The 14,142-nt window shown below is 37.4% G+C and carries 12 protein-coding genes and 1 pseudogene; 7 read left to right on the top strand and 6 right to left on the bottom strand.

Going from position 1 to position 14,142, the window contains the following annotated elements:
- The first annotated feature begins 25 nt into the window (after window positions 1–25).
- The 3 genes from dapC (at window position 26) to C9E89_RS12915 (ending at window position 5,702) form a co-directional block, all read left to right on the top strand.
- Window positions 26–1,195: a succinyldiaminopimelate transaminase gene (dapC, locus tag C9E89_RS12905; protein WP_107008751.1), complete on the top strand. Its 1,170-nt coding sequence runs from the start codon at window positions 26–28 to the stop codon at window positions 1,193–1,195.
- Between the two features lie 198 nt (window positions 1,196–1,393).
- On the top strand, window positions 1,394–2,584 hold the full coding sequence (locus tag C9E89_RS12910) for an efflux RND transporter periplasmic adaptor subunit (RefSeq protein ID WP_107008752.1): 1,191 nt from the start codon (window positions 1,394–1,396) through the stop codon (window positions 2,582–2,584).
- 1 nt (window position 2,585) lies between these two features.
- A complete protein-coding gene (locus tag C9E89_RS12915) occupies window positions 2,586–5,702 on the top strand; it encodes an efflux RND transporter permease subunit (protein ID WP_107008753.1) in 3,117 nt (1,038 codons plus the stop codon).
- A 124-nt stretch (window positions 5,703–5,826) separates the two neighbouring features.
- Here C9E89_RS12915 and C9E89_RS12920 read toward each other — a convergent pair whose 3' ends face one another.
- The 3 genes from C9E89_RS12920 to C9E89_RS12930 form a co-directional block, all read right to left on the bottom strand.
- Window positions 5,827–6,297 carry an Lrp/AsnC family transcriptional regulator gene (locus C9E89_RS12920; RefSeq protein ID WP_107008754.1) on the bottom strand — a complete coding sequence of 157 codons (471 nt, stop codon included), beginning with the start codon at window positions 6,295–6,297 and terminating at the stop codon, window positions 5,827–5,829.
- A gap of 201 nt (window positions 6,298–6,498) precedes the next feature.
- Window positions 6,499–6,885, bottom strand: a complete 387-nt coding sequence (locus C9E89_RS12925; RefSeq protein ID WP_107008755.1) for a hypothetical protein — start codon at window positions 6,883–6,885, stop codon at window positions 6,499–6,501.
- 3 nt (window positions 6,886–6,888) lie between these two features.
- On the bottom strand, window positions 6,889–7,653 hold the full coding sequence (locus C9E89_RS12930; protein WP_107008756.1) for a glutathione S-transferase family protein: 765 nt from the start codon (window positions 7,651–7,653) through the stop codon (window positions 6,889–6,891).
- Window positions 7,654–8,087: 434 nt separating this feature from the next.
- Between C9E89_RS12930 and ychF the strand changes: the two genes are divergently transcribed.
- Complete coding sequence (gene ychF / locus C9E89_RS12935; RefSeq protein ID WP_107008757.1) at window positions 8,088–9,179, top strand: redox-regulated ATPase YchF; 1,092 nt, start codon at window positions 8,088–8,090, stop codon at window positions 9,177–9,179.
- Between the two features lie 207 nt (window positions 9,180–9,386).
- Window positions 9,387–9,519: pseudogene (locus tag C9E89_RS24155) on the top strand (hypothetical protein); the annotation flags it as partial.
- A gap of 244 nt (window positions 9,520–9,763) precedes the next feature.
- Here C9E89_RS24155 and C9E89_RS12945 read toward each other — a convergent pair.
- The 3 genes from C9E89_RS12945 to C9E89_RS12955 all read right to left on the bottom strand — a co-directional run bounded on the left by C9E89_RS12945 (window position 9,764) and on the right by C9E89_RS12955 (window position 12,675).
- Entirely contained in the window at window positions 9,764–11,632 is a 1,869-nt protein-coding gene (locus tag C9E89_RS12945; RefSeq protein WP_107008759.1) for a SurA N-terminal domain-containing protein, read from the bottom strand.
- 130 nt (window positions 11,633–11,762) lie between these two features.
- On the bottom strand, window positions 11,763–12,035 hold the full coding sequence (locus tag C9E89_RS12950) for an HU family DNA-binding protein (protein WP_065993948.1): 273 nt from the start codon (window positions 12,033–12,035) through the stop codon (window positions 11,763–11,765).
- Window positions 12,036–12,183: 148 nt separating this feature from the next.
- On the bottom strand, window positions 12,184–12,675 hold the full coding sequence (locus C9E89_RS12955; protein WP_107008760.1) for a phasin family protein: 492 nt from the start codon (window positions 12,673–12,675) through the stop codon (window positions 12,184–12,186).
- Window positions 12,676–12,873: 198 nt separating this feature from the next.
- Between C9E89_RS12955 and C9E89_RS12960 the strand changes: the two genes are divergently transcribed.
- Entirely contained in the window at window positions 12,874–13,530 is a 657-nt protein-coding gene (locus C9E89_RS12960) for a hypothetical protein (protein ID WP_107008761.1), read from the top strand.
- Between the two features lie 138 nt (window positions 13,531–13,668).
- Complete coding sequence (locus C9E89_RS12965; RefSeq protein WP_107008762.1) at window positions 13,669–14,142, top strand: Rrf2 family transcriptional regulator; 474 nt, start codon at window positions 13,669–13,671, stop codon at window positions 14,140–14,142.

Consider the following 14,142-nt stretch of genomic DNA (forward strand, 5'->3'; position numbering starts at 1 on the left):
ATTTTTATATCATGGTAATTGTTTCATGAACTCTAGTTTGTCTTTATTACATCCATACCCGTTTGAGAAGTTAGCTCAACTTTTTAAGGATGTAAAACCTGCTGATTTCCCTTTAATTCCACTATCCATTGGGGAACCCAAGCATCCTGCACCAGAGTTTGTGAAACAAGCGATCATTGATAATTTTCAACACTTATCAACTTATCCAAACAGTAAAGGCCTGCCTGAACTGCGCCAAAGCATTGCAAATTGGTTAACACAACGCTTTCAACTCAACACCATCAGCGCAGAAGAACAAGTTTTACCTGTGACTGGCACACGTGAAGGTATTTTCTCTTTTGTTCAAGCCTTGATTAATCGTGATGATGCACCTTATGTCGTCATGCCAAACCCTTTTTATCAAATTTATGAGGGCGCAACATTACTGGCAGGCGCAAAACCTTACTTTATCAATTGCACTGAAGAAAATGGCTATCTTGGCGATTTTGATGCAGTTCCTGCCGAAGTCTGGGAAAAAACGGCATTACTTTTTGTCTGTACACCGGGCAACCCTACAGGTACGGTTTTATCTAAAGCACAATTTAAAAAACTGATTGCCCTTTCGGATCAATATAATTTCGTCATCGCCTCAGATGAATGTTACTCAGAACTTTGGTTTGATGAAGCGCCGGTCGGATTACTCGAAGTTTGTGCCGAAATGGGACGTGATGATTACAAAAATTGTGTCGTATTTCACTCACTTTCAAAACGTTCAAACCTACCAGGCATGCGTTCTGGCTTTGTCGCGGGTGATGCAAATCTACTAAAACCGTATTTAAAATTCCGTACTTATCATGGCGCGGCGATGCCTGTACAACACCAATTGGCTTCAATCGCCGCTTGGAATGACGAAAGTCACGTTGAAGAAAATCGTAAATTATATCGTGCTAAATTTGAATTATTTCAAAGTGAATTAGGTCATCTTCTCCCTTTACAAAAACCAGATGCAGGTTTTTATTACTGGTTAAAGGTAGATCATGATGAAGAATTTGCCAAAATGTTAATGGAAAAAGCACACATTAAAGTACTGCCGGGACGATATTTATCTCGTGATACTGCGCAAGGTAATCCTGGTGCAGGACATGTTCGTATGGCATTGGTTGCAGATATTTCACAATGTGAACAAGCAATTCAACGCTTAAAAGCGATTCTCTAAATTGTAACGCAGTTAATTCCGTTATTTTTCTTCAAAATAACCTGCAATAACTATCGCAATACATAAAATCCAATATAAAGCCCATGCTGACTGTATGGGCTTTATTTTATGGAAAATAACTTGGGAATGTATTTTCTATCTTGCCAATGATTGTTGGCTTAGACATACTGAATCATCTCAAGGAATTTATAAATAAAAATGAAATCGCATGACCCTTTGCAGCGTAAAAGCTTCACTTCAAAATACTGGTTTATCATTGCTGCCATATTACTCATTTTGGTTGTCGCTTTTTTATTGTTTAAGACTGTAGCGAAAAAAGAAAAAGTTACACAAGAAAAAACCTCAACAACTGAAACAAAAGCTGCTCTTACCGTGAGTGTGATCCAACCTGAACGACAAAATTGGAAACAGACACTCACTGCAAATGGAAATATAGCGGCATGGCAAGAAGTTGTTATCGGCAGTGAACTTTCAGGGCAACGGATCAGCAAAGTTTATGTCAATGTTGGTGACAGCGTAAAACGCGGGCAAGTACTGGCTGAAATTAACAATGAGAGTATTCGTGCAGATTTGGCTTCTGCCCAAGCCAATTATGCTGAAGCACAAGCCACACTGGCTGAGGCAAGTAGCAATAACAAACGTTTCCAACAACTAAAAGACACGGGTGCAATCTCTGCACGTGAGGTGATGCAATACCAAACTTCACAAAATACTGCACAAGCACGTTTAGATGCAGCAAAAGCCCAGATTGAAAGTAATCAATTACGACTAACACAAACACATGTGGTCGCACCTGATCATGGGGTAATTTCAGCACGTACTGCAACTGTCGGTTCTCTCGCACAAACAGGACAAGAACTGTTTCGTATGATTCGTGATGATCGTTTAGAGTGGCGTGCCGAAATCACAGCCACTGACTTATATAAACTTAAACAAGGTATGACCGCACAAATCACCTCACCTGACCCGAATCAAGCGAAGGTTGTTGGAACAGTGCGTATGATTGCGCCTGTCATCGACCCACAAACACGTTATGGCTTAGTTTATGTTGATTTACCAAATACAGATGCAGTTCGTATGGGCATGTTTGTTAAAGGTGAATTTGATTTAGGTGAAAAACTTGCACTCACTGTACCTCAGTCTGCTGTGTTACTCCGTGATGGTTTTGCTTATGTCTTTATTGTTGATCAAAACAATCGTGTCACTCAGAAAAAAATCACCACAGCACGTCGTTTGAATGATCGCATCGAAGTATTAGATTTAGCTGATAATGTCAAATTGGTTGCTTCAGGAACGAGTTTCTTAGCCGATGGTGATTTGGTCAAAATTGGACAAGCAATTCCTGATACACCACTTACACAACAACTCATGCCAAATCAGGAGAAATAAGATGAATTTCTCCGCATGGTCGATCCGCAATCCAATTCCCAGTATTTTATTATTCATCATGTTGGGTTTGGCAGGATTTCTCTGTTTCCACTGGATGAAAGTTCAGCAGTTTCCAGATATTGAACTGCCTATGGTGACTGTGACTGCATCTCTTCCGGGGGCTGCCCCACCTCAGCTTGAAACAGAAGTAGCACGCAAAATTGAAAACTCGATTGCCAATATTCAAGGTTTAAAAAATCAATATGCGAGTATCCGTGATGGTGTCGTCACTGTTACCGCAGAGTTTCAACTAGAAAAACCGCTACAAGAAGCCGTCGATGATGTACGTAATGCAGTTTCACAAATTCGTTCCGATCTGCCTGCGGACTTACGTGATCCGATTGTCAGTAAAATCAATCTTTCTGGTTCTCCTATTCTGACTTATACCATTCAATCTCCAAAAATGGATGAAGAGGCATTGTCATGGTTTGTTGACTATGACATTAGCCGTGCCATGTTACAGGTCAAAGGCGTCGGTGCTGTTTCACGTGTCGGCGGTGTAACACGCCAAATTGATGTGGAACTCGACCCTGAAAAGCTCTTGGCACTCAATGCAACTGCTACAGATATTACTCGTCAACTGCGTTTGACCCAACAAGAAGCATCTGGTGGTCAAACCAAAATTGGAGGCAGTGAACAATCTATTCGCACCATTGCAACAGTACAAACAGCTGCTGAAATTGCAGCGATGGATATCGCACTGAGTGATGGTCGTCATATTCGCCTCGATCAAGTTGCTACGATTCATGATGGAATCGCTGAGCGACGTTCAGCAGCTTTATTGAACGGACAATCGGTAATTGGTTTTGAAATTACCCGTAGCAAAGGTGCCAGTGAAGTTGATGTAGAAAAAGGTGTCATACAAGCTTTAGATAAACTCAAAGCCAATCATCCTGATATCAAAATTACCGAAGCATTTAACTTTGTTAAACCTGTAGAAGAAAACTATAAAGGTTCAATGTCTTTGCTATATGAAGGTGCCATTTTAGCTATTTTAGTGGTCTGGCTATTTTTACGTGACTGGCGAGCAACGCTGATTGCAGCGACTGCACTGCCTTTATCGATCTTACCTGCTTTGATTGGGATGTACTATCTGGGTTTCACCCTAAATATGGTCACCCTACTTGCACTCTCTTTAGTGGTTGGGATTTTAGTCGATGACGCAATTGTCGAGATTGAAAATATCATACGGCATCTCAGGATGGGGAAAACGCCGTATGAAGCTGCGATGGAAGCAGCCGATGAAATTGGTTTAGCAGTAATCGCCACAACCTTTACGCTGATTGCAGTTTTTCTTCCCACTGCGTTTATGAGCGGTATTGCTGGAAAATTTTTCGTACAATTTGGCTGGACTGCCGCACTGGCTATTTTTACATCACTTTTGGTTGCACGATTACTCACACCAATGATGTCTGCTTATATACTCAAACCTTGGGTTGGCAAAGTTGAAACACATGCACATCTTGCAGATACACCACAACAAGATGGCGGTGATCAGGCATTAGCACAAGACCGTGCCCAAGATGGACGTGTCATGCAGCTTTATATGCGTATGGTCACTTGGTGTTTAAACCATCGTTGGATGACTATTTCAAGCGCTATTGTCTTTTTCATTTGCTCTTTAATGCTCATTCCATTACTTCCTACAGGCTTTGTACCTCCCCCTGATACTGGGCAAACACAAGTACGTTTAGAACTTGCACCTGGTTCACAATTTATTGAAACTTTAAAAACAGCCGAATACGCACGCCAATTAATCAAAGACAATCCTGATATTAAAAGTGTCTATACCACCATTGGTGGCGGTGCAGCAGGAAGTGATCCTTTTGCAGGTTCAGCCTCTGAACCTCGTAAAGCAACTTTAACCATTCAAACAACAGCGCGTGCTGATCGTGATACAAGCCTACAAGACATTGAACTCGATATACGTAAACGCCTAGAACCTTTACCGGGAGCGCGCGTTCAGGTTGGTATTGCGGGTAATAATAGCCAATATCAAATTGCATTATCAGGTGATGACCCAGAGACTTTAGTTAGTACAGCACGCCAACTTGAACGTGAAATTCGTACCATTCCAAATATTGGCAGTATTACATCCAGTGCAGCACTGGTACGTCCTGAATTGGTGATTCGTCCTGACTTTGCCAAAGCTGCAGACTTAGGCATTACCACACAAAATATTGCTGAAACTGTTCGCATTGCAACAGCAGGTGATTTTGATCAAAACTTGGCAAAACTCAATTTATCACAACGTCAAATTCCGATTGTCATTCAGCTACCACTTTCTGCACGTCAAGACCAAGACTTGATTAAACGCTTAATTATCACAGGTAGCAAAGGTCCTATCATGTTAGGTAATATCGCCGATGTCAATATTGAAAGTGGTCCATCACAAATTGATCGTTTCAACCGCTTGCGTAATATCAACTTCAACATTGAGTTGAACAATCAACCCTTGGGGGATATTGCAGCAGCAGTTGACCAACTCCCTACGATGAAAAATTTACCACCTACAGTGAAACATACCAATATTGGTGATGCAGAAGTCATGCAGGAACTTTTTGCAAGCTTTGGTTTAGCGATGCTGACTGGTATCCTATGTATCTATGTAGTTTTAGTATTGTTATTTAAAGACTTTTTACAACCGATCACCATTTTGGTTGCACTGCCTTTGGCTTTAGGTGGCGCATTTGTTCTACTTCTTCTAGCGAACAGCAGTTTTTCAATGCCAAGTTTAATTGGCTTAATTATGCTGATGGGAATCGCCAGTAAAAACTCTATATTGTTGGTGGACTATGCCATTATTGCCAAAGATGAAAAGTCCTATTCAAGAATCAATGCCCTTTTGGATGCTTGTCATAAACGCGCACGTCCAATCATCATGACTACATTGGCAATGGGTGCAGGTATGTTGCCCATTGCTTTGGGTATCGGCACGGATCCAAGCTTTAGAGCACCTATGGCAATTTCGGTCATTGGGGGATTAATTACCAGTACATTCTTATCTTTACTGGTAGTTCCTGTTGTTTATACCTTTATTGACGATATCAATCGTAAAATTCGAGGTCTAAAAAGATAAAAACTATCTGTAATAAACATTAAAAATCATGTTTATAAGATCACTCATCATCGCCTTAAAGAGAAGTTCGCTTCTCTTTTTTTCTTACAGATTGCATTTTTTAACTTTGTTTTATTTTCAAAAACTAAACTCGACTCAATAAACCACTACAATTAAAAACATTATATTCTTTAATCACAAAGCTTGAATGTAAAGCCACAACAAACTCTATTTTACCAATACGTTTGAGCAAAATTTCACTATAATTTTCCATATCTTTAGCTACAACTTCAACTAAAAAGTCGGCAGACTGACCTGTCACCAAAAAAGCATTGATCACTTCGGGAATATTTTCCAATTCTTCTAAAAATTTTGCAAAAGTATCCGTATCATGTTTACTTAGAGAAACTTGTAAAATAACATGCAGTTTAAAGCCCAATTTTTCGTAATTAATATCACGTTTTAAATTCGTCATGATATTAGTTTCAATAAGATGCTTAATACGTCGATGCACAGAACTCACTGATAAATTGATCCGTTCTGACAACTCATTAAGATTAATATCTTCATGTGTCAAAATTTCAAGAATTTGTTTGTCATAACGGTCAAGCTCCATTATCTGCTCCTCTACAACTATTCAATATTTATAATAAAATCCATAACTTGACCTAAATAGATCAATTCTTTTGCTTATAATACAATAAGCGTTTTAATAAGGATTGAAAGACTTCTTTCTCGTTAAGTATAGCGTAGTATATTTGAGAAATTTTTTCTTATTATTTTATTTTTTTGGTAAATTTTTCCAAAACGAATCGTTTTATCGATGCCATTTAAACAAAACTGCTTGTACATCATAAACGGTCATTGCGCGTGTTAAAGTTTGATCTTTTTGTACTAAATGCTCAAGCAGTTCCATAAAAAACTCGACCATTAATACTTTTTGTTTTTCCAAATCATATTTATTGAGCAAAGTGATATTCAATAGGACATTATAGTTTTCAAAATCTAAATCACGATCATTTTCTAGATGATCTTGATAAGTTAAAAAAAAGTCATAATCAAATTCTTTTAAATTTAAAATACCAAAGTAAGCGTTTTTATTTTCGTTTTCCTTTAAATTTAGCGCTAAAATCTCATTTAAATACCCCACCAATTGCACAAGATGAGTTTCACAATAGAATGCACATTGGTAACTTACAGACATACCTTATATACCACGCCAGTCAACACGAGCATTACGCTCAGAATTATAAATACGCTGTACATACTGTCCAATCGGTAAATTTAACAAACTTTGTTTGTACTGTTTTACCTCATCAGAAACATGTAACTCACTTTCCACTTCCCACGGCGTCCCATTTAAATACAATAAAGGTGCGAGCATTGAACAGACGGCGATATCCGCTAAACCCAAACGATCTCCAACCAAATATCGACAATGATTTTCGATCAATTTTGCATTCAACTGTTGAATCATTTCATCCATTTTAGACTTAGATTCAGAAACTTTCTCAATATCTAACTGATAACTCTTTGAAACTAAAGTTTTTAAAATTGGTTTAGATATTTTTTCAAATTGGCGTAAATAACCTTTTTCACCCAACATAATCTCTAAAGGCTCGTCACTGGTTGACAATGCTTGTGCCAACCCCCAACGGCGCACATGTGCACCTAACTCATTAGAAAGTGTATTAATTTCCAACGCTTGTTGACGCAAATGTGGATCTAAACGCAATAAAGCATGTTCAGGATAAGTATCATCCAAATATAAAGCGATCTCAGTTGAATCAGCGATCCAACGTTCACTGTCCTTAAGAATAGGCAGCTTATTTTGCCCTGTTTTCAGTTGAGCAAAAGCACGATGTACGCCAGGGATTAAATTTTGCGCTACAAAATCTAGTTCTTTATGATCAAGTAACCAACGTGCTTTTTCACAATAATGCGATAAAGGAAATTGGTAAAGAATGCGCATATAATCTCCAAATTATTTTTCTAATCAAAGCTTTAGGATAAATCCAAGTGATTACATCTACTTTAACTTTTCACTTTAAAAATTACAATGTACTTTTTGTTCAAAAATTTTGGTAAATAGTCAATTCTGTCTCATTTATTATTGAAGCCCATTTGTATTTTATTTGATAAATAATGTGATTAAGTTAATCACTTTTAATTCAGTCATCTTTATTTTTATAAGCAGAATAAATAAGATAACAACCTAAACCAAATGATAGTCCACTCAACAAGAAAGCTAAAAATATTGTGGATTCACAAAAAGATTGATTTGTTCCAGAAGTCCCTTAAAGGTATTTTGAATTGTTTTGAAATCTTACATCTGAGACCTGACTTTACTATGGCTTTCATGTAAAATCATCGGCAATTTTTATATAACACTTTGTGAGTCATTTCATGGGTTTTAATTGCGGTATTGTCGGCTTGCCGAACGTTGGTAAATCTACACTTTTCAATGCATTGACAAAAGCTGCTATTGCTGCGGAAAACTTTCCATTCTGTACCATCGAACCAAATACAGGTATCGTTCCAGTTCCAGACCCACGTTTAGACAAATTAACCGCGATTGTTAAGCCACAACGTGTCATTCCAACAACAATGGAATTTGTAGATATCGCAGGTTTAGTTGCAGGCGCATCAAAAGGTGAAGGCTTAGGCAACCAATTCCTTGCAAATATCCGCGAAACCGATGCTATTGCACATGTCGTTCGTTGTTTTGAAGACGAAAATGTCATTCATGTAAATGGTAAAATTGATCCTCTAGACGATATTGCAACGATTAACACCGAACTTGCACTTGCTGATTTAGAGACAGTCACGAAAGCAGTCACACGTTTAGCAAAATCTGCAAAAGGTGGTGACAAAGAAGCTGTTGCAACTAAAGCGGTATTAGACAAAATTTTACCTCTCCTTGATGAAGGTAAACCTGCACGTGCAGCAGATTTAGATGATGATGAGCGTAAACTTGTTCGTGGTTTTGGTTTAATGACTTTAAAACCAACCATGTATATCGCGAACGTTGCAGAAGATGGTTTTGAAAATAACCCACATTTAGAAGCTGTTAAAAAGTTAGCTGCTGAAGAAAATGCGATTGTTGTTCCACTTTGCAACCAAATCGAAGCTGAAATTTCATTACTTGAAGATGAAGACCGTGCTGAATTCCTAGAAGCTTTAGGAATGGAAGAGCCTGGGTTAAATGTAGTGATTCGTGCAGGTTATGGTCTTCTTGGCTTACAAACTTACTTTACAGCAGGTGTTCAAGAAGTACGTGCTTGGACTGTAAAAATTGGTGCTACAGCACCACAAGCTGCTGGTGTGATTCACACTGACTTTGAAAAAGGCTTTATTCGTGCTGAATGTGTTGCTTACAATGACTTTGTACAATACAACGGTGAAAATGGTGCCAAAGAGGCAGGTAAATGGCGTTTAGAAGGTAAAACGTACGTTGTTCAAGATGGTGATGTTTTACATTTCCGTTTTAATGTATAAGCCATTTTTAAACTTTTAATGATTGTTGCGATTAAAGCATCCTTATTTGGATGCTTTAATTTTTTTAAAATCTTAATACAAGCTTAAATAACTGTAATTTATAATATTTCTAATATAATCAAACAACACTTTACATCTAACACACTACAATAATTTCTCTTATATTTACTTTAAGGTACTTTCACCTTATTTCATGCAGGTCTAATCATGAAAAAATTCACACAATTTTTTTCCGTCAGTATCCTTTCTATTTTACTCAGTGCCACTGCGTTTGCCTGCCCTAAAGGAACCACACTCTCTGGGGGCACAGGTCCCAAACATAAAGGAGGAAAATGTATTCTCATTCAAAATAATCACAATCTAAGCAAACAACAAACAACCCATAAAATAACTACAAATCAATCCTCTACACATAAAGTAGAAAACACGATACCAACGCAAACAAAAAATACGCATGCATCGACTTAACACCTCAACTGAATACCGTAATATTTCCCCCTCAGAAAATCTTTGGCTTTTAACCTTATTCAAATAAAAAACCCCAGTCGCAACTGAGGTTTTTTTATTTAATTTAAGATATGCAATTACTTAATTTTTGCTTTCGATTTTAAATATTGCGTATAGTCTTCTAGCAATTGCTGACCACGAAGTTGTTGATATAATCTCGTCAACTCTTGTGCCTGTGTTGGATCTAAACCATCAACAGGTGCTTTTTTCACTTCTGAAACAGCAACCACCACCATTTCATTAGGTAAAGTTGTTGTTGTTACAGACCACATTCCTGCTTTAGGCGCTGTCAAACTAAAAGCTGCACGCTCAATTTCACGCTTTAAACCTTGTGAACGCGTAAATGTTCCCGCAGATTCAAAATGAAATGGATATTTTGCTAGAACTTCTTGTGCAGGTAACTTTTTAAAGTCAGCCAACATATTTTCAATTTTAGCTTTTGCTGCTTTTGCTGCTTTAGCTTGAATTAATTGAGCCTTAACACGTGCAGTTGCCTGAGCAAGTGGCTGTACACCTGCGGCATGATATTCACGTACTTTAACCCAAACTGTACCGCCATCTGCGAGTTGAATGCTACTTGATACATTCTTGTCGCCATTTTTAACATCATCACTAAATAGTTTTGCTTTGACACTTGGGTTTGCTAAAACAGGATTTTGAGTTGCAACTGTAACAGCTTTAGCAGACTCAATTTTTGCTGTTTTTACTTCACTTGGAACAATATCCAAAGCGTCATTACTGACAACTTGCTCATTTAAACTATTTACAGTATCTGCAAATAAATTTGCTGACTTCGCCTTTAATACTTCTGCGGTTAAATCTGCTTTTTTGGCTTCAAATGATGGTACATCACCTGCAACGGTATGAACCTCAATAATATGATATCCATATTGTGTTTTAACTGGTCGTGTAATTTCATCATTTTTTGCAGATTTTACAGCATTATCAAAGTTTTCATCAAATACACCTTCAGTATAAGACTCAACTAAACCGCCCTTCGTTTTTGAAGAAGGATCTTCTGAATACTGAGCAGCTGCTTGTGCAAATGTTACACCACCTTTGATTTTACTATAGACATCATTCGCCAATTTTGCTGCTTGTTCTGCAGTACGATTGTCTGTTGTAATTAAGATATGTTTCACTTCACGTGTTGCATTTTTTTTCTGCTGATCTACAAAAGCGGTATAAGCTTTTTGTAATTCTGCATCTGATACTGCTGCATTTGGCTGTGCCAACATCATTGGTGTTAAAACCACATAATCAACATCGACAGAAGCAACCTGCTTAAATTTGTTTTGATGTTTATTGTAATAATCCGCAATTTCTTGGCTGCTTACTTTTACATTTTGTTTATATTCATCTAGATTTACGCTTGCTAACTGAAGTGTACGCTGTTCCGTTTGTAAGTTTGCAATTTGTTGTAAATCTTGCTTACTTACTAAAGCATTATCCGTAAAGGTACTCATTAATGTTTTTAAAGCATGATCTTGACGTACATTCGCAATCAAAGCAGCACTTGTCATACCAACTGAACGTAAATAGTTTTCATATAATTGTTGAGAAAATTTACCATTTTCTTGAAAACTAGGCTGTTGTGCCAACATCTGTTCAATCTGAGCATCACTTAAAGAAATCCCTAGTTTCTCTGCATGTTGGATTAACAAGGCACGAGCCACTAAACCATCTAAAGCAGCATTTTGAATAAATGAATGATTTAATAATGATTCATCACCATTTACCATTGATAGATACTGATCTTTAAATGCTTTTGTTTGCGCTTCTAAATCTTTATTAGAAATGTCTTGACCATTTACAGTCTTCGCCACATCCGCTTTATTTCCCCCACTAAAATAACCTTCAATACCGACCAATGCTAATGGAGTCAAAAATAAAACGAGTAGGACTTTTCCGAGCCAACCTTTTATGACTTTACGAAACGATTCCATAAATCTTCCAATATTTTATTTGCTAGGGAGTTTAACTGATATTCATATATGAATGAATGCGCTAAGCGTGATTTATTCGTTATTTCCATAAAAAAACGCGCCCTACAGGCGCGTTTTTGACTGTTAAAGATTAAGCAACAGAATCTTTAAGTCCTTTACCTGCTTTAAAGCTAGGTACTTTACTTGCTTTAATTTGAAGCTCTTCACCAGTTTTAGGGTTACGACCAGTGCGTGCAGCACGCTCTTTAACGCTAAATGTACCAAAACCAACTAAAGTTACAGTATCACCACCCTTTAACGCTTCACCAATTGAAGCAATAGTCGCATCCAATGCTTTACCAGCATCAGTCTTAGACAATCCCCCTTTTTCTGCAATTGCGTCAATTAATTCTGATTTATTCATGAAGATTACGTCCTCTTATATCGTTCGTTTAAGATCCAAGGCTGTGGTTTGAAAGGCCATGCTGACTTTATAGCAATGCTTTGGGGGGAAACGCAAGACTACAATAATGCTTTTCACAAAAATAACCTGCAAAAAACAAAAAATAAGTTTATTCGACATCTTGACTGCTTATTTTTTGTAGTTGAGTAGCGAGATTCTTATTCTCTTCTACCAAGCTGTCTACCTTCTGATGTAATTGCAAGATCAAAGTCTCTAAATGTTGCACATCTTTTACTGTCACTAAACCAATTCGATTAAGCGAGTGGTTAACATGTTGATCTAGCGTTTTCTCTAACTTCTCTTTGGTTTCGATTGCAGTTTCTTTCGTTTTCTCAGTTACTGTTTTCGCTGTTTGTTCAACATCTACATCTTCAACACTTTTAGACTCTAGCTCTTCACCCACTTTCACCAGAGAATCAAATAATTTATTACCCTCTTCTTCTGCACGTGAAAATGCGCCTAAACCAGCCAACCAAATTTGCTTTGTATACTTTCTAAAATCAAGAGAAGATTTACGTGAAAACTTTGCTTTAGCATTCGGTATTTCTTTTTTTGCTTGTTCTATTATACCATCCTTAGATATTGGGTAATCTTGATCCATCTGTACTCTCTCCTGCATATTTTATATACAACTTTATCATTAAAATGTGAAATAACGTTATAATAACAAATAAACCACTTGAACCTTTTGCAAAACTGTTCTACAAAGCAAAGTAATTTATTTTATTTAAATGTGAACCAGTTCTCCATACATATAACACGAGATCGGATTCTTTGTGTGAACTATAGGAATTTTTTTATGAGCGAATCGCAACAAAAGCAGGGTCAAAGTCGTTTGTTGCTCAATACTCTAATGATCATTTTGGAAACATTTTACTCATTTGTATTAAAACACGACCGTGTTGTTCGCTTGCAAGCTAAAAACTTTGTTGCCAAGCAAATCACTATAAAAATAAATAGTTACATTCCTTATGTCGACTTTTATATTCAATTTACAGACAAAGGTATTTTATTTGACCTAAAAGAACCTGAAAAACCTGTTGATTTAATCGTCAGTAGCACTGTACTTGATTTAATTCAAATTTTTGTGTTTGGCAACCGTCGTAGCATGAAAAAAATGAGAGTCGAAGGTGAAGACTTACTCAAAGATCAATTCCGTGATTTGGTTTTACCCTTCACTATTCCAAGATTACTTTCTGATTGGAAACAATGGCTTACCAATCCAGAACATGATCAGGATGGACTTGGCTCAAAAAAACGTATTGCGCCATTATTGGAAAAAATTGATCAGCAACGCTCAAAAATCAACACATTACAAGTTGAAGTCAAGCAATACCAAAATCGTATCCGCCGCATGCAGCAGCAACAAAAGACCATAAAGGTGATTTTATGCGTGATTTCGATTCTCTTTATTGCGTTAATTGTGTATAATTCTTGGCAAATATTTTTCCAATAAATTGGATTTAACGCACAACAATAACGTGATTAAAAAATACTTGACTAAATTAGTCAGAATTAAGCCGAAAATACTTGACTATTTTAGTCAGGATTCATAAAATCATGTTATCTAGTCTAATAACATGTGTATCGAATCATGCGCCTTACTACTCGCGGTCGCTACGCAGTGACTGCTCTACTTGATCTAGCTTTGCAGCCAACTGAACAAACGATCACGCTTGCTGAAATCGCAGCTCGCCAAACTATTTCTGTCGCTTATCTTGAGCAATTATTTGCTAAACTTAAACGCCATGGTCTAGTTTCAAGTGTTCGTGGAGCCAACGGTGGTTATCATCTTGCGCGCAGTGCTGATGAAATTACAGTATTAGAAATTATTGAAGCCGTAAACGAAACTGTCGATGCAACACGTTGTGACCACAAAGGCAATTGCCAAAATGGTGCAATGTGCTTAACGCATGATCTTTGGCAGGAACTCTCCCATCATATTGCCGATTATTTAGCTAAAATTACGCTTGCTGATCTCGTCGCACGAGACAACGTTCAAACTGTTGCTCTACGCCAAAATACACCAAGTTTTGATTCAGCCCTTTTATCGGTTACAGGTATCTGA

The organism is Acinetobacter sichuanensis (assembly GCF_003024515.2).
In the GTDB taxonomy this organism is placed as follows: domain Bacteria; phylum Pseudomonadota; class Gammaproteobacteria; order Pseudomonadales; family Moraxellaceae; genus Acinetobacter; species Acinetobacter sichuanensis.

Bases quoted from the DNA above. Each gene is read 5' to 3' on its own strand.
- dapC (WP_107008751.1), top strand. From the start codon at position 26: ATGAACTCTAGTTTGTCTTTATTACATCCATACCCGTTTGAGAAGTTA.
- C9E89_RS12910 (WP_107008752.1), top strand. From the start codon at position 1,394: ATGAAATCGCATGACCCTTTGCAGCGTAAAAGCTTCACTTCAAAATAC.
- C9E89_RS12915 (WP_107008753.1), top strand. From the start codon at position 2,586: ATGAATTTCTCCGCATGGTCGATCCGCAATCCAATTCCCAGTATTTTA.
- C9E89_RS12920 (WP_107008754.1), bottom strand. From the start codon at position 6,297: ATGGAGCTTGACCGTTATGACAAACAAATTCTTGAAATTTTGACACAT.
- C9E89_RS12925 (WP_107008755.1), bottom strand. From the start codon at position 6,885: ATGTCTGTAAGTTACCAATGTGCATTCTATTGTGAAACTCATCTTGTG.
- C9E89_RS12930 (WP_107008756.1), bottom strand. From the start codon at position 7,653: ATGCGCATTCTTTACCAATTTCCTTTATCGCATTATTGTGAAAAAGCA.
- ychF (WP_107008757.1), top strand. From the start codon at position 8,088: ATGGGTTTTAATTGCGGTATTGTCGGCTTGCCGAACGTTGGTAAATCT.
- C9E89_RS12945 (WP_107008759.1), bottom strand. From the start codon at position 11,632: ATGGAATCGTTTCGTAAAGTCATAAAAGGTTGGCTCGGAAAAGTCCTA.
- C9E89_RS12950 (WP_065993948.1), bottom strand. From the start codon at position 12,035: ATGAATAAATCAGAATTAATTGACGCAATTGCAGAAAAAGGGGGATTG.
- C9E89_RS12955 (WP_107008760.1), bottom strand. From the start codon at position 12,675: ATGGATCAAGATTACCCAATATCTAAGGATGGTATAATAGAACAAGCA.
- C9E89_RS12960 (WP_107008761.1), top strand. From the start codon at position 12,874: ATGAGCGAATCGCAACAAAAGCAGGGTCAAAGTCGTTTGTTGCTCAAT.
- C9E89_RS12965 (WP_107008762.1), top strand. From the start codon at position 13,669: ATGCGCCTTACTACTCGCGGTCGCTACGCAGTGACTGCTCTACTTGAT.